This window comes from Escherichia sp. UTM R2, from assembly GCF_048593455.1.
Lineage (GTDB): Bacteria > Pseudomonadota > Gammaproteobacteria > Enterobacterales > Enterobacteriaceae > Escherichia > Escherichia coli.
Window position 1 is genome coordinate 4617124 of the sequence record NZ_JBFWDY010000002.1, and the last position, 22112, is coordinate 4639235.

The window sequence follows — 22112 nt, forward strand, 5'->3', positions numbered from 1 at the left end:
CGGAGGGTGATATGGCAATGACTTACCACCTGGACGTCGTCAGCGCAGAGCAACAAATGTTCTCTGGTCTGGTCGAGAAAATCCAGGTAACGGGTAGCGAAGGTGAACTGGGGATCTACCCTGGCCACGCACCGCTGCTCACCGCCATTAAGCCTGGTATGATTCGCATCGTGAAACAGCACGGTCACGAAGAGTTTATCTATCTGTCTGGCGGCATTCTTGAAGTGCAGCCTGGCAACGTGACCGTTCTGGCCGACACCGCAATTCGCGGCCAGGATCTCGACGAAGCGCGAGCCATGGAAGCGAAACGTAAGGCTGAAGAGCACATTAGCAGCTCTCACGGCGACGTAGATTACGCTCAGGCGTCTGCGGAACTGGCCAAAGCGATCGCGCAGCTGCGCGTTATCGAGTTGACCAAAAAAGCGATGTAACACCGGCTTGAAAAACACAAAAGCCAGTCTGGAAACAGGCTGGCTTTTTTTTGCGCGTGTGACCCGTCCTGAATAGCGTTCACATAGATCCTGCTGATATAAAACCCCCCTGTTTTCCTGTTTATTCATTGATCGAAATAAGAGCAAAAACATCCACCTGACGCTTAAATTAAGGTACTGCCTTAATTTTCTGCAGACAAAAGGCGTGACGATGGTCGAAAATGGCGCTTTCGTCAGCGGGGATAATCCGTTATTGAACAATTTATCCTCTGTCCATTTCACGATGAAAAAAATGTAGTTTTTTCAAGGTGAAGCGGTTTAAATTCGTTCTCAAATTACAGTCAGGACGCGTATGTTGAATAATGCTATGAGCGTAGTGATCCTTGCCGCAGGCAAAGGCACGCGCATGTATTCCGATCTTCCGAAAGTGCTGCATACCCTTGCCGGGAAAGCGATGGTTCAGCATGTCATTGATGCTGCGAATGAATTAGGCGCAGCGCACGTTCACCTGGTGTACGGTCACGGCGGCGATCTGCTAAAACAGGCGCTGAAAGACGACAACCTTAACTGGGTGCTTCAGGCAGAGCAGCTGGGTACGGGTCATGCAATGCAGCAGGCCGCACCTTTCTTTGCCGATGATGAAGACATTTTAATGCTCTACGGCGACGTGCCGCTGATCTCTGTCGAAACACTCCAGCGTCTGCGTGATGCTAAACCGCAGGGTGGCATTGGTCTGCTGACGGTGAAACTGGATGATCCGACCGGTTATGGACGTATCACCCGTGAAAACGGCAAAGTTACCGGCATTGTTGAGCACAAAGATGCCACCGACGAGCAGCGTCAGATTCAGGAGATCAACACCGGCATTCTGATTGCCAACGGCGCAGATATGAAACGCTGGCTGGCGAAGCTGACCAACAATAATGCTCAGGGCGAATACTACATCACCGACATTATTGCGCTGGCGTATCAGGAAGGGCGTGAAATCGTCGCCGTTCATCCGCAACGTTTAAGCGAAGTAGAAGGCGTGAATAACCGCCTGCAGCTCTCCCGTCTGGAGCGTGTTTATCAGTCCGAACAGGCTGAAAAACTGCTGTTAGCAGGCGTTATGCTGCGCGATCCAGCGCGTTTTGATCTGCGTGGTACGCTAACTCACGGGCGCGATGTTGAAATTGATACTAACGTTATCATCGAGGGCAACGTGACTCTCGGTCATCGCGTGAAAATTGGCACCGGTTGCGTGATTAAAAACAGCGTGATTGGCGATGATTGCGAAATCAGTCCGTATACCGTTGTGGAAGATGCGAATCTGGCAGCGGCCTGTACCATTGGCCCGTTTGCCCGTTTGCGTCCTGGTGCTGAGTTGCTGGAAGGTGCTCACGTCGGTAACTTCGTTGAGATGAAAAAAGCGCGTCTGGGTAAAGGCTCGAAAGCTGGTCATCTGACTTACCTGGGCGATGCGGAAATTGGCGATAACGTTAACATCGGCGCGGGAACCATTACCTGCAACTACGATGGTGCGAATAAATTTAAGACCATTATCGGCGACGATGTGTTTGTTGGTTCCGACACTCAGCTGGTGGCCCCGGTAACAGTAGGCAAAGGCGCGACCATTGCTGCGGGTACAACTGTGACGCGTAATGTCGGCGAAAATGCATTAGCTATCAGCCGTGTGCCGCAGACTCAGAAAGAAGGCTGGCGTCGTCCGGTAAAGAAAAAGTGATTCTGGCCGGCTAACCCGGTCACATGGGATGAGGAGATAACATAATCTCCCTCCCACAAGCAGTAACTATAAAAATAACCCCACTCTCTACAAGGCTCGGGGCGCCCGAAAAAACGGGCATACAGGTTGACCGACAACGATATAAATCGGAATCAAAAACTATGTGTGGAATTGTTGGCGCGATCGCGCAACGTGATGTAGCAGAAATCCTTCTTGAAGGTTTACGTCGTCTGGAATACCGCGGATATGACTCTGCCGGTCTGGCCGTTGTTGATGCAGAAGGTCATATGACCCGCCTGCGTCGCCTCGGTAAAGTCCAGATGCTGGCACAGGCAGCGGAAGAACATCCTCTGCATGGCGGCACTGGTATTGCTCACACTCGCTGGGCGACCCACGGTGAACCTTCAGAAGTGAATGCGCATCCGCATGTTTCTGAACACATTGTGGTGGTGCATAACGGCATCATCGAAAACCATGAACCGCTGCGTGAAGAGCTAAAAGCGCGTGGCTATACCTTCGTTTCTGAAACCGACACCGAAGTGATTGCTCATCTGGTGAACTGGGAGCTGAAACAAGGCGGGACTCTGCGTGAGGCCGTTCTGCGTGCTATCCCGCAGCTGCGTGGTGCGTACGGTACAGTGATCATGGACTCCCGTCACCCGGATACCCTGCTGGCGGCACGTTCTGGTAGTCCGCTGGTGATTGGCCTGGGGATGGGCGAAAACTTTATCGCTTCTGACCAGCTGGCGCTGTTGCCGGTGACCCGTCGCTTTATCTTCCTTGAAGAGGGCGATATTGCGGAAATCACTCGCCGTTCGGTAAACATCTTCGATAAAACTGGCGCGGAAGTAAAACGTCAGGATATCGAATCCAATCTGCAATATGACGCGGGCGATAAAGGCATTTACCGTCACTACATGCAGAAAGAGATCTACGAACAGCCGAACGCGATCAAAAACACCCTTACCGGACGCATCAGCCACGGTCAGGTTGATTTAAGCGAGCTGGGACCGAACGCCGACGAACTGCTGTCGAAGGTTGAGCATATTCAGATCCTCGCCTGTGGTACTTCTTATAACTCCGGTATGGTTTCCCGCTACTGGTTTGAATCGCTAGCAGGTATTCCGTGCGACGTCGAAATCGCCTCTGAATTCCGCTATCGCAAATCTGCCGTGCGTCGTAACAGCCTGATGATCACCTTGTCACAGTCTGGCGAAACCGCGGATACCCTGGCTGGCCTGCGTCTGTCGAAAGAGCTGGGTTACCTTGGTTCACTGGCAATCTGTAACGTTCCGGGTTCTTCTCTGGTGCGCGAATCCGATCTGGCGCTAATGACCAACGCGGGTACAGAAATCGGCGTGGCATCCACTAAAGCATTCACCACTCAGTTAACTGTGCTGTTGATGCTGGTGGCGAAGCTGTCTCGCCTGAAAGGTCTGGATGCCTCCATTGAACATGACATTGTGCATGGTCTGCAGGCGTTGCCGAGCCGTATTGAGCAGATGCTGTCTCAGGACAAACGCATTGAAGCTCTGGCAGAAGATTTCTCTGACAAACATCACGCGCTGTTCCTGGGCCGTGGCGATCAGTACCCAATCGCGCTGGAAGGCGCATTGAAGCTGAAAGAGATCTCTTACATTCACGCTGAAGCCTACGCTGCAGGTGAACTGAAACACGGTCCGCTGGCGCTGATTGATGCCGATATGCCGGTTATCGTCGTTGCACCGAACAACGAATTGCTGGAAAAACTAAAATCCAACATTGAAGAAGTTCGCGCGCGTGGCGGTCAGTTGTATGTCTTCGCCGATCAGGATGCGGGTTTTGTAAGTAGCGATAACATGCACATCATCGAGATGCCGCATGTGGAAGAGGTGATTGCACCAATCTTCTACACCGTTCCGCTGCAGCTACTGGCTTATCACGTCGCGCTGATCAAAGGTACCGACGTTGACCAGCCGCGTAACCTGGCAAAATCGGTTACGGTTGAGTAATAAATGGATGCCCTGCGTAAGCGGGGCATTTTTCTTCCTGTTATGTTTTTAATCAAACATCCTGCCAACTCCATGTGACAAACCGTCATCTTCGGCTACTTTTTCTCTGTCACAGAATGAAAATTTTTCTGTCATCTCTTCGTTATTAATGTTTGTAATTAACTGAATATCAACGCTTATTTAAATCAGACTGAAGACTTTATCTCTCTGTCATAAAACTGTCATATTCCTTACATATAACTGTCACCTGTTTGTCCTATTTTGCTTCTCGTAGCCAACAAACAATGCTTTATGAATCCTCCCAGGAGACATTATGAAAGTTATGCGTACCACCGTCGCAACTGTTGTCGCCGCGACCTTATCGATGAGCGCTTTCTCTGTGTTTGCAGAAGCAAGCCTGACAGGTGCAGGTGCAACCTTCCCTGCGCCGGTGTATGCCAAATGGGCTGACACTTACCAGAAAGAAACCGGTAATAAAGTTAACTACCAGGGTATAGGTTCTTCCGGTGGCGTAAAACAGATTATCGCTAATACCGTTGATTTTGGTGCCTCTGACGCGCCGCTGTCTGATGAAAAATTGGCTCAGGAAGGCCTGTTCCAGTTCCCGACCGTGATTGGCGGCGTGGTGCTGGCTGTTAACATTCCAGGGCTGAAGTCTGGCGAACTGGTGCTGGATGGTAAAACCCTCGGCGACATCTACCTGGGCAAAATCAAGAAGTGGGATGATGAAGCCATCGCCAAACTGAATCCGGGTCTGAAACTGCCTTCACAGAACATTGCTGTAGTACGCCGCGCAGATGGCTCCGGGACTTCCTTCGTCTTCACCAGCTACCTGGCGAAAGTGAACGAAGAGTGGAAAAACAACGTTGGTACTGGCTCTACCGTAAAATGGCCGATCGGTCTGGGCGGTAAAGGTAATGACGGTATCGCCGCGTTCGTTCAGCGTCTGCCGGGTGCAATTGGTTACGTTGAATATGCTTACGCTAAGCAGAACAACCTGGCGTACACCAAACTGATCTCCGCTGATGGTAAACCGGTTAGTCCGACCGAAGAAAACTTCGCTAATGCAGCAAAAGGTGCAGACTGGAGCAAAACCTTCGCTCAGGATCTGACCAACCAGAAAGGCGAAGATGCATGGCCTATTACCTCTACCACGTTCATTCTGATCCACAAAGATCAGAAGAAACCAGAACAAGGCACAGAAGTGCTGAAGTTCTTCGACTGGGCGTACAAAACCGGGGCTAAACAGGCGAACGACCTGGATTATGCCAGCCTGCCGGATAGCGTCGTTGAACAGGTTCGCGCTGCGTGGAAGACCAATATTAAAGACAGTAGCGGTAAGCCGCTGTACTAATAAAACTCCAGGCCGGATAAGGCATTAACGGCTTATCCGGCATTACAAAATGACTTTGTAAACGCGTTTAACTGAAGAGTAACTTATGGCTGCAACCAAGCCTGCTTTTAACCCACCGGGTAAAAAGGGCGACATAATTTTCAGCGTGCTGGTAAAACTGGCGGCGCTGATTGTGCTATTGATGTTGGGTGGCATTATTGTCTCTCTGATCATCTCCTCCTGGCCGAGCATTCAGAAATTTGGTCTGGCTTTCCTGTGGACCAAAGAGTGGGATGCACCGAACGATATCTACGGGGCGTTGGTGCCGATCTACGGTACGCTGGTGACTTCGTTTATCGCGCTGCTGATCGCCGTCCCGGTGAGTTTCGGTATCGCCCTGTTCCTGACTGAGCTTGCGCCCGGCTGGCTGAAACGCCCGCTGGGTATCGCCATTGAGCTGCTGGCAGCCATTCCAAGTATCGTTTACGGCATGTGGGGCCTGTTTATCTTTGCGCCGCTGTTCGCCGTTTACTTCCAGGAGCCGGTCGGCAATATCATGTCGAATATTCCGATTGTTGGCGCGCTGTTCTCTGGCCCTGCATTTGGTATCGGTATCCTCGCGGCAGGCGTGATCCTCGCCATCATGATTATTCCGTACATTGCGGCGGTAATGCGCGATGTGTTCGAACAAACCCCGGTGATGATGAAAGAGTCGGCCTACGGTATTGGCTGCACCACCTGGGAAGTTATCTGGCGTATCGTTCTTCCGTTCACCAAAAATGGTGTTATCGGCGGCATCATGCTGGGGCTGGGCCGCGCGCTCGGTGAAACCATGGCGGTGACCTTTATCATCGGTAACACCTACCAGCTCGACAGCGCCTCGCTGTATATGCCGGGCAACAGTATCACCTCTGCACTGGCGAACGAATTTGCGGAAGCGGAATCCGGTCTGCACGTTGCCGCACTGATGGAACTGGGCCTGATCCTGTTTGTGATTACCTTCATCGTCCTCGCCGCATCGAAGTTTATGATTATGCGCCTGGCTAAGAATGAGGGGGCACGCTAATGGCTATGGTTGAAATGCAAACCAATGCGGCGCTGGCTGAATCCCGCCGCAAAATGCAGGCGCGTCGCCGCCTCAAGAACCGTATTGCACTGACGCTCTCAATGGCGACGATGGCCTTCGGTCTGTTCTGGCTGATCTGGATTTTAATGTCCACCATCACCCGCGGTATCGACGGTATGTCGCTGGCGCTGTTCACTGAAATGACGCCGCCGCCCAATACGGAAGGTGGTGGTCTGGCGAACGCCCTGGCAGGTAGCGGCCTGTTAATTTTGTGGGCCACGGTATTCGGTACGCCGCTGGGCATTATGGCGGGGATTTATCTGGCTGAATATGGTCGTAAATCCTGGCTGGCAGAAGTGATTCGCTTCATTAACGACATTCTGCTCTCTGCGCCATCGATTGTGGTTGGTCTGTTTGTTTACACCATTGTGGTGGCGCAGATGGAGCACTTCTCCGGCTGGGCGGGCGTGATTGCGCTGGCGCTGTTGCAGGTGCCGATTGTTATCCGCACCACCGAGAACATGCTGAAACTGGTGCCGGACAGCCTGCGTGAAGCGGCTTATGCGCTGGGTACACCGAAGTGGAAGATGATCTCCGCGATCACGCTGAAAGCGTCGGTGTCCGGGATCATGACCGGTATCCTGCTGGCGATTGCCCGTATTGCTGGTGAAACCGCGCCGCTGCTGTTTACCGCGCTCTCCAACCAGTTCTGGAGCACGGACATGATGCAGCCGATCGCCAACCTGCCGGTGACGATCTTTAAGTTTGCGATGAGCCCGTTTGCGGAATGGCAGCAGCTGGCCTGGGCCGGGGTATTGATCATTACCCTGTGCGTACTGCTGCTGAACATTCTGGCGCGCGTTGTTTTCGCGAAGAATAAACACGGTTGATATTGCTGACACGGTTTTCCCCTCACCCTAACCCTCTCCCCAGAGGGGCGAGGGGACCGACCGAGCGCCTTTTTGACTCTGTACACGGTTAACACTTTGCCGGATGCGGCGTGAACGCCTGATCCGGCCTACGGTAAGCCTGATTCGCGAAGTGCATCAGGCACGATGAGGAAAAGATTGCAATGAGTATGGTTGAAACTGCCCCGAGTAAAATTCAGGTTCGTAATTTGAACTTCTACTACGGCAAATTCCATGCCCTGAAAAACATCAACCTGGATATCGCTAAAAACCAGGTAACGGCGTTTATCGGGCCGTCCGGCTGCGGTAAATCGACGCTGCTGCGTACCTTCAACAAAATGTTTGAACTGTACCCGGAGCAGCGTGCGGAAGGTGAAATTCTGCTTGATGGCGACAACATCCTGACCAACTCTCAGGATATCGCCCTGCTGCGTGCGAAAGTGGGCATGGTGTTCCAGAAACCGACGCCGTTTCCGATGTCCATCTACGACAACATCGCTTTTGGCGTTCGTCTGTTTGAGAAGCTCTCCCGTGCCGACATGGACGAGCGCGTGCAGTGGGCATTGACCAAAGCCGCATTGTGGAACGAAACCAAAGATAAATTGCACCAGAGCGGTTACTCTCTCTCTGGTGGTCAGCAACAGCGTCTGTGCATTGCGCGTGGTATCGCCATTCGCCCGGAAGTGCTGCTGCTCGACGAACCGTGTTCGGCGCTCGACCCCATCTCTACCGGGCGTATTGAAGAGCTGATCACCGAACTGAAGCAGGATTACACCGTGGTGATCGTCACCCACAACATGCAGCAGGCTGCGCGTTGTTCCGACCACACGGCGTTTATGTACCTGGGCGAATTGATTGAGTTCAGCAACACGGACGATCTGTTCACCAAGCCAGCGAAGAAACAAACAGAAGACTACATCACCGGTCGTTACGGTTGATTCAGGAGTGCGTTATGGACAGTCTCAATCTTAATAAACATATTTCCGGCCAGTTCAACGCCGAACTGGAAAGTATCCGCACGCAGGTGATGACCATGGGCGGCATGGTGGAGCAGCAGCTTTCTGATGCAATCACCGCGATGCATAACCAGGACAGCGATCTGGCGAAGCGCGTGATCGAAGGCGACAAGAACGTCAACATGATGGAAGTGGCGATCGATGAAGCCTGCGTGCGCATTATCGCCAAACGTCAGCCGACGGCGAGCGACCTGCGACTGGTTATGGTGATCAGTAAAACCATTGCCGAGCTGGAGCGTATTGGCGACGTGGCGGACAAAATCTGCCGTACTGCGCTGGAGAAATTCTCCCAGCAGCATCAGCCGTTGCTGGTAAGTCTGGAGTCGCTGGGCCGTCATACCATCCAGATGCTGCACGACGTGCTGGACGCGTTCGCGCGGATGGACATTGACGAAGCGGTACGTATTTATCGTGAAGATAAAAAAGTCGATCAGGAATACGAAGGTATTGTTCGTCAACTGATGACCTACATGATGGAAGATTCGCGCACTATTCCGAGCGTACTTACCGCGCTGTTCTGTGCGCGTTCAATCGAACGTATCGGCGACCGCTGCCAGAATATTTGTGAGTTTATCTTCTACTACGTGAAGGGTCAGGATTTCCGTCATGTAGGCGGTGATGAGCTGGATAAACTGCTGGCGGGAAAAGATAGCGACAAATAATTCACCAGACAAATCCCAATAACTTAATTATTGGGATTTGTTATATATAACTTTATAAATTCCTAAAATTACACAAAGTTAATAACTGCGAGCATGGTCATATTTTTATCAATAGCGCATTGCTATTTTCTCTGCACGCAATTAAATTAATTTCCGAACCTGGATGTTCGTTATAAAAACCATTAATAAATGACTGGATTGTTACTGCATTCGCAGGCAAAACCTGACATAACCAGAGAATACTGGTGAAGTCGGGTTTTTTTGTTTATAAAAAAGGTCCTTGCTATGAACATGCAAATCACCAAAATTCTCAACAATAATGTTGTGGTGGTTATTGATGATCAACAGCGGGAAAAAGTCGTCATGGGGCGCGGAATTGGCTTTCAAAAACGCCCTGGCGAAAGAATTAATTCAAGTGGAATAGAAAAAGAGTATGCCTTGAGCAGTCATGAACTGAACGGGCGATTAAGCGAACTCTTAAGTCATATTCCTCTTGAGGTGATGGCAACCTGTGATCGTATTATCTCTTTAGCGCAGGAGCGCCTGGGAAAGTTGCAGGACAGTATTTATATCTCGCTAACTGACCATTGCCAGTTTGCGATTAAACGCTTTCAGCAAAACGTATTGCTGCCTAACCCGCTGCTGTGGGACATCCAGCGGCTTTACCCGAAAGAGTTCCAGCTAGGGGAAGAAGCGTTAGCCATTATTGATAAACGGTTGGGCGTGCAGTTACCGAAAGATGAAGTGGGCTTTATTGCCATGCATCTGGTCAGTGCCCAAATGAGCGGGAATATGGAGGATGTTGCAGGTGTCACGCAATTAATGCGCGAAATGCTGCAATTAATAAAATTTCAGTTCAGCCTTAATTACCAGGAAGAAAGCTTGAGTTATCAGCGACTGGTTACGCATCTGAAGTTTTTATCATGGCGTATTCTTGAACATGCTTCAATTAACGATAGTGATGAATCATTACAACAAGCAGTAAAACAAAATTACCCGCAAGCATGGCAATGTGCGGAACGGATCGCCATTTTTATTGGTTTGCAGTATCAACGTAAAATTTCACCCGCAGAGATTATGTTTTTAGCCATAAATATAGAGCGCGTGCGCAAAGAACACTGAAATATTATTACTGAGTAAAGGATTGTTACCGCACTAAGCGGGCAAAACCTGAAAAAAATTGCTTGATTCACGTCAGGCCGTTTTTTCAGGTTTTTTTTTGGAGTTTTGCCGCAAAGCGGTAGAGGGCAAGTTATGACGGAGTTAGCCAGAAAAATAGTCGCAGGAGTCGGGGGCGCAGATAACATTGTGAGTCTGATGCATTGCGCAACGCGATTACGTTTTAAGTTAAAGGATGAAAGCAAAGCGCAAGCTGAGGTACTGAAAAAGACCCCCGGTATTATTATGGTGGTGGAAAGCGGTGGTCAGTTTCAGGTGGTCATAGGTAACCATGTGGCCGATGTCTTCCTGGCGGTTAACAGCGTGGCAGGCCTTGGCGAAAAAGCGCAACAGGCACCGGAAAATGATGAGAAAGGTAATCTGCTAAACCGCTTTGTTTATGTTATTTCAGGTATTTTTACGCCTCTGATCGGTCTGATGGCGGCAACCGGGATCCTGAAAGGTATGCTGGCTCTGGCGCTCACTTTTCAGTGGACGACCGAACAAAGTGGTACTTATTTAATTTTATTCAGCGCCAGTGATGCCTTGTTTTGGTTCTTCCCGATAATCCTGGGATACACCGCGGGGAAACGCTTCGGCGGTAATCCATTTACTGCCATGGTGATTGGTGGAGCGTTAGTGCATCCATTAATTCTGACTGCTTTCGAGAACGGGCAAAAAGCGGATGCGCTGGGGCTGGATTTCCTGGGTATTCCGGTCACATTGTTGAATTACTCGTCATCGGTTATTCCCATTATTTTTTCTGCCTGGTTGTGCAGCATTCTGGAACGCCGACTTAATGCGTGGTTACCGTCGGCAATCAAAAATTTCTTCACACCATTGCTATGTCTGATGGTTATCACACCCGTCACCTTTCTGTTGGTGGGGCCGCTATCAACCTGGATAAGCGAAATGATTGCCGCCGGTTATCTCTGGCTTTATCAGGCGGTTCCTGCATTTGCGGGCGCGGTAATGGGCGGCTTCTGGCAAATCTTCGTCATGTTCGGACTGCACTGGGGCCTGGTGCCGCTGTGTATCAATAACTTCACCGTGCTGGGCTACGACACCATGATCCCGCTGTTAATGCCCGCCATTATGGCGCAGGTCGGGGCGGCGCTCGGCGTCTTCCTCTGCGAACGCGATGCGCAGAAAAAAGTGGTAGCCGGATCGGCGGCGTTGACGGGCCTGTTTGGTATCACCGAACCAGCGGTATATGGCGTCAACCTGCCGCGTAAGTACCCCTTTGTTATCGCCTGTATCAGTGGGGCTTTGGGGGCCACCATCATTGGCTACGCGCAAACAAAAGTTTACTCCTTTGGTTTGCCGAGTATTTTCACCTTCATGCAGACCATCCCGTCAACGGGGATTGATTTCACCGTCTGGGCCAGCGTTATTGGCGGTGTCATTGCCATCGGTTGCGCATTTGTCGGTACGGTGATGCTTCATTTCATCACCGCTAAACGTCAGCCAGCGCAGGGTGCCCCGCAAGAGAAAACACCAGAGGTTATTACACCACCTGAGCAGGGCGGTATCTGTTCACCGATGACGGGAGAGATTGTGCCGCTCATTCACGTCGCTGATACCACGTTTGCCAGTGGCCTGTTGGGTAAAGGTATCGCCATTCTGCCCTCGGTTGGTGAAGTGCGTTCTCCGGTTGCGGGTCGAATTGCTTCGTTGTTCGCCACATTACACGCCATTGGCATTGAGTCAGATGATGGTGTGGAGATCCTGATTCATGTCGGTATCGACACCGTAAAACTGGACGGCAAATTCTTTTCCGCTCACGTCAACGTGGGTGACAAGGTCAATACAGGCGATCGGCTGATTTCTTTTGATATCCCTGCTATTCGCGAGGCCGGATTTGATGTGACGACGCCGGTATTAATCAGTAATAGCGATGATTTTACAGACGTATTACCCCACGGCACGGCGCAGATAAGCGCAGGTGAACCGCTGTTATCCATCATTCGCTAACGATAAAAGGAGTTAATTATGAAAGCATTTCCAGAAACATTTCTTTGGGGTGGCGCAACAGCTGCCAATCAGGTGGAAGGTGCCTGGCTGGAAGATGGCAAAGGGATTACGACCTCAGATTTACAGCCTCATGGCGTTATGGGAAAAATGGAACCGCGCATCCTGGGAAAAGAGAATATCAAAGATGTCGCCATCGATTTTTATCACCGTTACCCGGAAGATATCGCGTTATTTGCCGAGATGGGCTTCACCTGTCTGCGTATTTCCATTGCCTGGGCGCGAATTTTCCCTCAGGGCGACGAAGCCGAACCGAATGAAGCGGGGTTAGCGTTTTACGATCGGCTGTTTGATGAAATGGCGCAGGCGGGGATCAAGCCGCTGGTAACGTTATCCCATTACGAAATGCCATATGGGCTGGTGAAAAACTACGGCGGTTGGGCTAATCGGGCGGTCATCGATCACTTCGAGCATTACGCCCGCACGGTCTTTACCCGCTACCAACATAAAGTAGCGTTATGGCTGACGTTTAATGAAATCAATATGTCGTTACACGCGCCATTCACGGGCGTGGGGCTGGCAGAAGAGAGTGGCGAGGCGGAAGTTTATCAGGCGATCCATCATCAACTGGTTGCCAGTGCGCGGGCAGTTAAAGCCTGTCATAGCCTGCTCCCCGAAGCGAAAATCGGCAATATGCTTCTCGGTGGGCTGGTTTACCCCCTCACCTGCCAGCCACAGGATATGTTGCAGGCCATGGAAGAGAACCGGCGCTGGATGTTCTTTGGTGATGTTCAGGCGCGTGGCCAGTATCCCGGCTATATGCAGCGTTTCTTCCGCGACCACAATATCACCATTGAGATGACTGAAAGTGACGCAGAAGATTTAAAACATACCGTCGATTTCATCTCTTTTAGTTATTACATGACTGGTTGTGTTTCCCACGACGAAAGCATTAATAAAAATGCGCAGGGCAACATACTGAATATGATCCCCAATCCGCATCTGAAAAGTTCAGAGTGGGGGTGGCAAATTGATCCGGTTGGATTACGGGTTCTGTTAAATACGCTTTGGGATCGTTATCAAAAACCGTTATTTATTGTCGAGAACGGATTAGGCGCAAAAGACAGCGTTGAAGCGGATGGTTCTATACAGGACGATTATCGAATTGCCTATTTAAACGATCACCTGGTACAGGTAAATGAAGCGATTGCCGATGGTGTGGATATTATGGGGTACACCAGTTGGGGGCCAATTGATTTAGTCAGTGCATCTCATTCACAAATGTCTAAGCGCTACGGCTTTATTTATGTGGATCGTGATGATAATGGCGAAGGAAGCCTCACAAGAACGCGTAAGAAAAGCTTCGGATGGTATGCAGAAGTGATCAAAACGCGGGGGCTGTCATTAAAAAAATAACCAATAAAGCACCTTAATTATCGTCGCATTCAGAACAGTCTGGATGCGATACGTTAATTCTTTCTTTGCACCATAAAGGGATATTATGTTTAGACGAAATCTTATTACCTCTGCCATCTTATTAATGGCACCGTTAGCCTTTTCTGCACAATCATTGGCTGAATCATTAACGGTGGAACAACGCCTTGAGTTATTAGAAAAAGCGTTAAGAGAAACGCAAAGCGAACTCAAAAAGTATAAAGATGAAGAGAAGAAAAAATATACGCCAGCGACGGTGAATCGTAGCGTAAGTACGAATGATCAAGGGTATGCCGCCAATCCGTTCCCGACCAGTAGTGCCGCAAAACCTGATGCTGTACTGGTCAAAAATGAAGAGAAAAATGCCAGTGAGACAGGCTCGATTTATTCTTCCATGACTCTGAAAGATTTCAGTAAGTTTGTGAAAGATGAAATTGGCTTTAGTTACAACGGCTATTACCGTTCTGGTTGGGGGACCGCCTCTCATGGTTCACCTAAATCATGGGCGATTGGTTCTCTGGGCCGCTTTGGTAACGAATACTCCGGCTGGTTTGATTTGCAGTTAAAACAACGTGTCTACAACGAAAACGGCAAACGGGTTGATGCCGTTGTGATGATGGATGGTAACGTTGGTCAGCAGTACTCTACCGGCTGGTTTGGCGATAACGCCGGTGGCGAGAACTTTATGCAGTTCTCCGATATGTACGTTACCACCAAAGGTTTCCTGCCCTTTGCGCCAGAGGCTGATTTCTGGGGGGGTAAACACGGTGCGCCGAAAATTGAAATCCAGATGCTGGACTGGAAAACGCAGCGTACTGATGCCGCAGCGGGTGTAGGTCTGGAAAACTGGAAAGTCGGTCCGGGTAAAATTGATATCGCGCTGGTTCGCGAAGATGTCGATGATTACGATCGCAGCCTGCAAAACAAACAGCAGATTAATACCAATACTATTGATTTACGCTATAAAGATATCCCGTTATGGGATAAAGCGACCTTAATGGTGAGTGGTCGTTATGTCACGGCAAACGAAAGCGCATCGGAAAAAGATAATCAGGATAATAACGGGTATTATGACTGGAAAGATACCTGGATGTTCGGCACATCTTTAACGCAGAAATTTGATAAAGGTGGCTTCAACGAATTCTCCTTCCTGGTTGCGAATAACTCTATCGCCAGTAACTTTGGCCGTTATGCTGGCGCAAGTCCATTTACCACCTTTAATGGTCGTTATTATGGTGATCACACCGGCGGAACAGCAGTTCGTCTGACCTCGCAGGGCGAAGCCTATATCGGTGATCATTTTATTGTGGCTAACGCGATTGTTTACTCCTTCGGTAACGATATTTATAGCTACGAAACAGGCGCACACTCTGATTTCGAATCTATTCGTGCGGTTGTTCGCCCGGCCTATATTTGGGACCAATATAACCAGACAGGTGTTGAACTGGGCTATTTCACCCAGCAAAACAAAGATGCGAATAGTAATAAATTTAATGAGTCTGGTTATAAAACCACGCTCTTCCATACCTTTAAAGTCAATACCAGTATGTTGACCTCGCGTCCGGAAATTCGTTTCTACGCCACGTATATCAAAGCCCTGGAAAACGAACTGGATGGCTTCACCTTCGAAGACAATAAAGACGACCAGTTTGCTGTCGGTGCCCAGGCTGAAATCTGGTGGTAATGGAACTTAATGAAAGGAATATTACGATGAATATAAAAATTGCTGCTTTAACGCTGGCTATTGCCAGCGGTATTTCTGCTCAGTGGGCCATAGCAGCGGATATGCCAGCCAGCCCGGCACCCACTATCCCGGTGAAACAGTATGTGACTCAGGTCAATGCCGATAACAGCGTGACCTTTCGCTACTTTGCCCCTGGGGCAAAAAATGTCTCTGTAGTGGTGGGTGTTCCGGTTCCGGACAATATTCACCCGATGACCAAAGACGAAGCAGGAGTCTGGTCGTGGCGCACACCTATCCTGAAAGGCAACCTGTACGAGTATTTTTTCAATGTTGATGGTGTACGCAGCATTGATACAGGCACCGCAATGACTAAGCCTCAGCGCCAGGTTAACTCCAGTATGATTCTGGTGCCAGGCAGTTATCTGGATACGCGTTCTGTTGCGCATGGTGATTTGATCGCCATAACTTACCACTCCAACGCATTGCAATCTGAACGTCAGATGTATGTCTGGACCCCGCCAGGATACACCGGCATGGGCGAGCCTTTGCCAGTGCTCTATTTCTATCACGGTTTTGGTGATACCGGACGTTCCGCTATCGATCAGGGGCGTATCCCGCAAATCATGGATAACCTGCTGGCTGAAGGGAAAATTAAACCGATGCTGGTGGTGATCCCGGATACCGAAACCGATGCGAAGGGCATTATTCCCGAAGATTTCGTGCCTCAGGAAAGACGTAAAGTCTTTTATCCGCTGAATGCTAAAGCGGCAGATCGCGAACTGATGAACGATATTATCCCGCTGATTAGCAAGCGTTTTAATGTCCGTAAAGATGCCGATGGTCGCGCGCTGGCAGGGCTTTCACAAGGCGGGTACCAGGCGCTGGTTTCCGGAATGAATCATCTGGAAAGCTTTGGCTGGCTGGCCACATTCAGTGGTGTTACCACGACAACCGTACCGGATGAAGGTGTCGCGGCCCGGCTGAACGATCCGGCAGCTATTAACCAGCAACTACGTAATTTTACTGTGGTCGTTGGTGATAAAGATGTCGTAACCGGCAAGGATATCGCCGGGCTGAAAACTGAGCTTGAGCAGAAAAAAATTAAGTTTGATTACCAGGAATATCCCGGCCTGAACCATGAAATGGATGTCTGGCGGCCTGCCTATGCAGCCTTCGTACAGAAATTATTTAAATAAAATAAGGCACTAAGATGAAATTAATCATTACCGAAGATTACCAGGAAATGAGCCGTGTCGCGGCACACCATCTGCTTGGTTATATGTCGAAGACGCGTCGTGTTAACCTGGCAATTACCGCCGGTAGCACGCCCAAAGGCATGTATGAATACCTCACCACCCTGGTTAAAGGTAAGCCCTGGTACGATAACTACTATTTCTATAATTTCGATGAAATTCCCTTTCGCGGCAAAGAGGGAGAAGGTGTAACGATTACCAATCTGCGTAATCTGTTTTTCACCCCTGCGGGGATCAAAGAAGAGAATATCCAGAAGCTCACTATTGATAACTACCGCGAGCATGATCAGAAACTGGCGCGTGAAGGCGGCCTGGATTTGGTGGTGCTGGGATTAGGTGCAGATGGTCATTTTTGTGGCAATTTGCCGAATACGACCCATTTCCATGAGCAAACCGTGGAGTTCCCGATCCAGGGAGAGATGGTTGATATTGTGGCGCATGGTGAGTTGGGCGGCGACTTTTCGTTAGTGCCTGACAGCTACGTGACGATGGGGCCGAAAAGCATCATGGCGGCGAAAAACTTGCTGATAATTGTCAGTGGCGCAGGTAAAGCGCAGGCACTGAAAAATGTGCTGCAAGGTCCGGTTACCGAAGATGTTCCAGCTTCCGTGTTGCAGCTGCATCCTTCGCTGATGGTAATCGCTGATAAAGCCGCTGCCGCAGAATTAGCGCTCGGTTAAGCTGAAGAAATAAGGCCGGATGTATGAATTACGCTCCGGCCTGTTCTCATTATTTAAATAACTACGAAAAATCACCCCACAGTCTCAGCTTGCCGCAGTGGAGACAGCGGAAGAGATAACCCTGACAATCACCACCCTTTTGCAGGCATTTAGCTAGATCAGAATTTCTAATACCGAAATTCTCACAATCTTCTTCAAGGTTGGCAAATTCATCGAGGCGATCTTTTATATCATTCCAGCCCACATAGCCGATAAAAGCACAGAAATCGCCACAATGCGCAAGCCAGAATTCCTGTTGCCATCCATGATAACCTGGCGTGCGTTCAACCAACTCTTTCAGCATTTCATCAGGATATGTGTTCTTAATACCGGCAAATTCGTCCTCTTCATCATACTCAAATTCAACACCTTCTATGCTGGCATCATCCTGAAAACTACCTGCAAACTTTTCAGCAGCAGAACCGTCCGCAATACACCACGGACAGAGATGTTCAACTTCATCAACGCAATAAAAGGGACCCGAGTAATAAACTGACGTCTGTTGTTCACAGCAATCGCACTCTACGGTTTTATCCTGTTCAAATGCGCCTGTTTCCAGTGGCTTGGGATGATATTTGAATTGGGGTAACGGCCTGATATTTTGAGTCATAGTAACATCCTGTCTGCTTTTGAGTAGCCCAAAGATAAAGTATCCCGCTTAACTTAAAGAGTCTGTTTCAGGACATGAAATATCCAATCCGGGCAGACGGGTAATGATTCTGCTCATCACCACACCTGCCAGCAATGCAGGAATGATGCGGACAACGAGACTGTCACCAGAAAGAATGTTTTCAAACAACTCCGAGGAAGCCATGCCCTTAATATGTACAATAACTGCACAATAGATCTCGGTGATAACGACGCCACCTATGCCACCAGCCAGACAACGATAATTTTTCTGTGACCCGATCTTTTCCGGCAGACAGGCGACCATCACGCCGGTTAACAATGCAGGAATAGCTCCCGTAGTAATCGACAATAAGAGAAACAATGGAAGTACCTGTATTATTACCAAAAGAACCAGCGGTTCTTTTGCGAAGAATATGTAGAGGACAAGAAACAGAACACCAATTAACGGTCCTAAAACCGCAAAATAAAGTCCGTGATGTATTACCCGACGTGAAACAGACATATCAAACACCCTTTACTTACCTTTGAGCGCCAATTTAAGCGGGGTAAGTGAAGGGAGTGTGAAGAACTATGCCGTAATATCCCAACCACGCGCTTTCCACAGTTCCGGTAACTGCGAAAGATGGGTAAAGGTGGTGACTTTCGGGTGAACGATCGGCTTATTGTGCGGGTCAGCGCAGAAGTAAAACACTTCCATTCCGGCATCTATCCCTGATTGAGCGCCGGCGCTGGAGTCATCGACCAGAATGCAGTTTTCAACGTTCACATTCATCGCTTTTGCCGCATGGAACATTAATGCCGGATCGGGCTTCCAACGCTGGATATCGTAGCCGCTGAACAGTTTTTCCGGGAAGTAGTGCAGCATGTTGAGCTTACCCAGCGAATGCTGCATTTTGCTGACCGGACCGTTAGAGACGACGCACATCGGCACGTTAATGCTCGCCAGCAATTCGTTCGCGCCTGCGATGTCCGCAAGTTCGGTATCAAACAGACGTGCTACTTCTGCGCGGTAAACGTGCTCGGCATCGGCCTGGACCATCGTCACGCCCTGTTCTTTACTGATGATGTCGATGATTTCGTAGAGTTTTACGCCTTTAAAACGGGTAAAAATCTCCTCCAGGTCAACGTTAATGCCAAATTCCCTGAACATCGTGACATAGGCGCGAGAGCAAATGACCTCGCTATCGACCAGCGTACCGTCGCAGTCGAAAAATACCGCTTCTATCTGGGACATGTCTTTCCTTTATCGTTAGTTTAACGTTTTCGTCATGCCAATTCGCATGACGCAATCGTTGCCGTATAAGCAAATACAATGAAAAAAAGTTATCTTCAGCCGTCCATATTGTCTCATTTTGGTATACGATAGCGACGGATTTTCCCTCCTTGTTCGGAAATAGATAATGAGTCAACAACACACAACCCAGGCTTCTGGCCAGGGGATGCTGGAACGCGTGTTTAAACTGCGCGAACATGGCACGACGGCACGGACCGAAGTGATCGCCGGTTTTACCACCTTCCTGACGATGGTTTACATCGTTTTTGTTAACCCGCAAATTCTTGGCGTTGCTGGCATGGATACCAGCGCCGTCTTCGTCACTACCTGTCTGATCGCTGCATTCGGCAGTATTATGATGGGACTGTTTGCTAACCTGCCAGTTGCACTGGCACCCGCTATGGGCCTGAATGCGTTCTTCGCTTTTGTCGTTGTACAGGCGATGGGCTTGCCGTGGCAGGTCGGGATGGGCGCAATCTTCTGGGGCGCGATAGGTCTGCTGTTACTGACGATTTTCCGCGTTCGCTACTGGATGATAGCCAACATTCCGGTGAGTCTGCGTGTGGGTATTACCAGCGGTATCGGTCTGTTCATTGGCATGATGGGGCTGAAAAACGCAGGTGTGATTGTCGCTAACCCGGAAACGCTGGTGAGCATCGGTAATCTGACTTCTCACAGCGTACTTCTGGGTATCCTCGGCTTCTTCATCATTGCTATTCTGGCCTCGCGCAACATTCACGCAGCGGTGCTGGTTTCTATCGTGGTGACGACGCTGCTGGGCTGGATGCTGGGTGATGTGCACTACAATGGCATCGTTTCTGCGCCGCCGAGCGTAATGACAGTTGTGGGTCATGTAGATTTAGCCGGGTCGTTTAACCTCGGGCTGGCAGGGGTGATTTTCTCTTTCATGTTGGTCAACTTGTTTGACTCCTCCGGTACGCTGATTGGCGTGACCGATAAAGCAGGTCTGGCGGATGAGAAGGGGAAATTCCCGCGCATGAAGCAGGCGCTGTATGTCGACAGTATCTCTTCCGTGACCGGTTCGTTTATCGGTACTTCTTCCGTTACGGCTTATATTGAGTCCTCTTCCGGCGTATCGGTTGGCGGTCGTACCGGTCTGACGGCAGTGGTTGTTGGTCTGCTGTTCCTGCTGGTTATCTTTCTGTCGCCGCTGGCGGGGATGGTGCCAGGCTACGCTGCAGCTGGTGCGCTGATTTACGTTGGCGTGCTGATGACTTCCAGTCTGGCACGCGTGAACTGGCAGGATCTTACTGAATCTGTTCCGGCGTTTATTACCGCCGTGATGATGCCGTTCAGCTTCTCGATTACCGAAGGTATCGCGCTGGGCTTTATCTCCTACTGCGTGATGAAAATCGGTACCGGACGTCTGCGTGATCTAAGCCCGTGCGTAATCATCGTTGCGCTGCTGTTTATCCTGAAGATTGTCTTTATCGACGCTCACTAAAATCGATAGCGCGTTAAAAACCCGCCATGCATGATTGCTGGCGGGTTTTTTATTTAGATCTTAACTCGCTGAATAAACTCACCAAATGCGGCCAATTGCCCGGTCAGGTGGTCCAGCGTACCCTGATCAATCACTTCTCCGGTTTGCGGATCAACTTTGTTCTGAATCACGCCGCCCATAAATTCCGGCTTGTTCATCACCATTGCATCGAGGAAAACCAGAATCTGGCGCAGGTGATACTGACAGCGCGCGCCGCCAATCACGCCCATTGAGCTGGTCTGAATCAATACCGGTTTACCGGCCAGCGGTTGATCCGGCAGGCGGGAAAGCCAGTCGATGGCATTTTTCAGCCCACCCGGTACCGAGTAGTTATATTCCGGCGTGACGATCACCACACCGTCAGCCTGACGGATCTGTTCCGCCAGAGCTTCAACCGTTGCTGGAAAACCTTCTTCCTGCTGTACGTCAGCGTCATACAAGGGAATGTCGGCAATGGATGGTAACGCATTGACTTCCATGCTCGCCGGAGCAATTTTCGGCAGGGTACGTGCAACCATGCCATTAAATGAGCCTTTGCGCAGGCTCCCCAGTAACGTAACCACCTGCAATTTTTCAGACATGATGACTCCTGTGGTTGTCTATCAATTTGGCGAAAAAGCCTTCACGGTAGAGAGTTGGGCAAAACGCATCATCCGGCTGGTAGGATTGTTGGCGCGGCTGTGAATATCCGGCAGGCTTTTCCAGTCGTGTTTGCCATCTAACTCCCAGACACTGAGCTTTTCAATCGTGGGCGTGACCGCCACGGACCACACCAGCACGTCTTCCGCGTCGCATAACGCTTCTACATGATTTACATGAGCACATTTCAGGCGTCCGGCAATGGGCAGCAGCTGCAGATCGCGCGGATCGTCATTCAAAACATCACCGGTTAGTTTTAGCACGCTTCGGCGCAGCGTGATGAGCTGCGCCCGCGCTTCGTTAGGATCGTTTTGTTTACTGATCCATAGCGATTCATTGCTGGAAAAGGTGTGGTTATCGGGCGCGTGTGGGCTATGAAACCCGCGCGTCGCACGCTGTAGTTCCATATCGAGGCCACATTCACCTTCGGTTGTTAACGCCACGCCAACCATATTCCCGGCATAGGAAATGGAAAACGAAGGCAAATTTTTATCACTGAAAACCGGTTTACCTTTCGGCAGGGTGACGATTTCCGGCAATTCGCCAATGCCATACAGCATGAACATCAGTTCTGCGAGTAAACCTCTGGACGCCAGAAAACGGCTTTGACGATGAGGGGGAATGTTTCGGGCTTCTTGATGACACTGGGAGGGGAGACGAACAGAAATCAGATGTCCTTCCGTTAAAATCCCTCGGGCAAAGTGAGTCGCCATTTTT

General features: G+C 50.0%; 20 protein-coding genes. 15 read left to right on the forward strand and 5 right to left on the reverse strand.

Annotated elements, in window-relative coordinates; translation table 11 throughout:
* Positions 1 to 11 precede the first annotated feature (11 nt).
* The 14 genes from AB4H76_RS23060 to AB4H76_RS23125 all read left to right on the forward strand — a co-directional run bounded on the left by AB4H76_RS23060 (position 12) and on the right by AB4H76_RS23125 (position 17310).
* Positions 12 to 431, forward strand: coding sequence for a F0F1 ATP synthase subunit epsilon (locus AB4H76_RS23060; protein ID WP_001251965.1), 420 nt, complete (start codon positions 12 to 14; stop codon positions 429 to 431).
* Positions 432 to 783: 352 nt separating this feature from the next.
* A complete protein-coding gene (gene glmU, locus AB4H76_RS23065; RefSeq protein WP_000933736.1) occupies positions 784 to 2154 on the forward strand; it encodes a bifunctional UDP-N-acetylglucosamine diphosphorylase/glucosamine-1-phosphate N-acetyltransferase GlmU in 1371 nt (456 codons plus the stop codon).
* A 161-nt stretch (positions 2155 to 2315) separates the two neighbouring features.
* Positions 2316 to 4145, forward strand: coding sequence for a glutamine--fructose-6-phosphate transaminase (isomerizing) (gene glmS / locus AB4H76_RS23070; protein ID WP_000334099.1), 1830 nt, complete (start codon positions 2316 to 2318; stop codon positions 4143 to 4145).
* 313 nt (positions 4146 to 4458) lie between these two features.
* Positions 4459 to 5499 (forward strand): phosphate ABC transporter substrate-binding protein PstS, encoded by a 1041-nt coding sequence (pstS, locus tag AB4H76_RS23075; RefSeq protein ID WP_000867146.1) that lies wholly within the window; start codon positions 4459 to 4461, stop codon positions 5497 to 5499.
* Between the two features lie 85 nt (positions 5500 to 5584).
* Complete coding sequence (gene pstC / locus AB4H76_RS23080) at positions 5585 to 6544, forward strand: phosphate ABC transporter permease PstC (RefSeq protein ID WP_000741620.1); 960 nt, start codon at positions 5585 to 5587, stop codon at positions 6542 to 6544.
* Entirely contained in the window at positions 6544 to 7434 is an 891-nt protein-coding gene (pstA, locus tag AB4H76_RS23085) for a phosphate ABC transporter permease PstA (RefSeq protein WP_001251978.1), read from the forward strand. The genes pstC and pstA overlap by 1 nt, the downstream gene beginning before the upstream one ends.
* Before the next feature lie 182 nt (positions 7435 to 7616).
* Entirely contained in the window at positions 7617 to 8390 is a 774-nt protein-coding gene (gene pstB, locus AB4H76_RS23090) for a phosphate ABC transporter ATP-binding protein PstB (RefSeq protein ID WP_000063125.1), read from the forward strand.
* Positions 8391 to 8404: 14 nt separating this feature from the next.
* Positions 8405 to 9130 carry a phosphate signaling complex protein PhoU gene (gene phoU / locus AB4H76_RS23095; protein WP_000377786.1) on the forward strand — a complete coding sequence of 242 codons (726 nt, stop codon included), beginning with the start codon at positions 8405 to 8407 and terminating at the stop codon, positions 9128 to 9130.
* Between the two features lie 285 nt (positions 9131 to 9415).
* On the forward strand, positions 9416 to 10252 hold the full coding sequence (gene bglG, locus AB4H76_RS23100; protein ID WP_001300932.1) for a transcriptional antiterminator BglG: 837 nt from the start codon (positions 9416 to 9418) through the stop codon (positions 10250 to 10252).
* 132 nt (positions 10253 to 10384) lie between these two features.
* Positions 10385 to 12262: a PTS beta-glucoside transporter subunit IIABC gene (gene bglF / locus AB4H76_RS23105; protein WP_000137310.1), complete on the forward strand. Its 1878-nt coding sequence runs from the start codon at positions 10385 to 10387 to the stop codon at positions 12260 to 12262.
* Positions 12263 to 12280: 18 nt separating this feature from the next.
* Complete coding sequence (gene bglB / locus AB4H76_RS23110) at positions 12281 to 13675, forward strand: 6-phospho-beta-glucosidase BglB (RefSeq protein WP_000643218.1); 1395 nt, start codon at positions 12281 to 12283, stop codon at positions 13673 to 13675.
* Between the two features lie 85 nt (positions 13676 to 13760).
* Positions 13761 to 15377 (forward strand): carbohydrate-specific porin BglH, encoded by a 1617-nt coding sequence (gene bglH, locus AB4H76_RS23115; protein WP_077492278.1) that lies wholly within the window; start codon positions 13761 to 13763, stop codon positions 15375 to 15377.
* Positions 15378 to 15403: 26 nt separating this feature from the next.
* A complete protein-coding gene (locus tag AB4H76_RS23120; RefSeq protein WP_001295249.1) occupies positions 15404 to 16573 on the forward strand; it encodes an esterase in 1170 nt (389 codons plus the stop codon).
* 14 nt (positions 16574 to 16587) lie between these two features.
* Complete coding sequence (locus AB4H76_RS23125) at positions 16588 to 17310, forward strand: glucosamine-6-phosphate deaminase (RefSeq protein ID WP_063079652.1); 723 nt, start codon at positions 16588 to 16590, stop codon at positions 17308 to 17310.
* A gap of 61 nt (positions 17311 to 17371) precedes the next feature.
* Here the strand turns inward: AB4H76_RS23125 and cbrC are convergent, their stop codons facing one another.
* The 3 genes from cbrC to yieH all read right to left on the reverse strand — a co-directional run bounded on the left by cbrC (position 17372) and on the right by yieH (position 19213).
* Positions 17372 to 17959 carry a PF03691 family colicin E2 tolerance protein CbrC gene (gene cbrC, locus AB4H76_RS23130; protein ID WP_000193070.1) on the reverse strand — a complete coding sequence of 196 codons (588 nt, stop codon included), beginning with the start codon at positions 17957 to 17959 and terminating at the stop codon, positions 17372 to 17374.
* A 48-nt stretch (positions 17960 to 18007) separates the two neighbouring features.
* Entirely contained in the window at positions 18008 to 18481 is a 474-nt protein-coding gene (locus tag AB4H76_RS23135; protein ID WP_000116772.1) for a protein CbrB, read from the reverse strand.
* Between the two features lie 66 nt (positions 18482 to 18547).
* Entirely contained in the window at positions 18548 to 19213 is a 666-nt protein-coding gene (gene yieH, locus AB4H76_RS23140; RefSeq protein ID WP_000078072.1) for a 6-phosphogluconate phosphatase, read from the reverse strand.
* A gap of 166 nt (positions 19214 to 19379) precedes the next feature.
* Here yieH and adeP point away from each other — a divergent pair, with 166 nt between their 5' ends.
* On the forward strand, positions 19380 to 20717 hold the full coding sequence (gene adeP, locus AB4H76_RS23145) for an adenine permease AdeP (protein WP_000082693.1): 1338 nt from the start codon (positions 19380 to 19382) through the stop codon (positions 20715 to 20717).
* A 53-nt stretch (positions 20718 to 20770) separates the two neighbouring features.
* Here adeP and yieF read toward each other — a convergent pair whose 3' ends face one another.
* Positions 20771 to 21337 carry a class I chromate reductase YieF gene (gene yieF / locus AB4H76_RS23150; protein ID WP_001618967.1) on the reverse strand — a complete coding sequence of 189 codons (567 nt, stop codon included), beginning with the start codon at positions 21335 to 21337 and terminating at the stop codon, positions 20771 to 20773.
* Positions 21338 to 21358: 21 nt separating this feature from the next.
* Positions 21359 to 22108 carry a 4'-phosphopantetheinyl transferase family protein gene (locus AB4H76_RS23155; RefSeq protein WP_001618966.1) on the reverse strand — a complete coding sequence of 250 codons (750 nt, stop codon included), beginning with the start codon at positions 22106 to 22108 and terminating at the stop codon, positions 21359 to 21361.
* Positions 22109 to 22112: the final 4 nt, after the last annotated feature.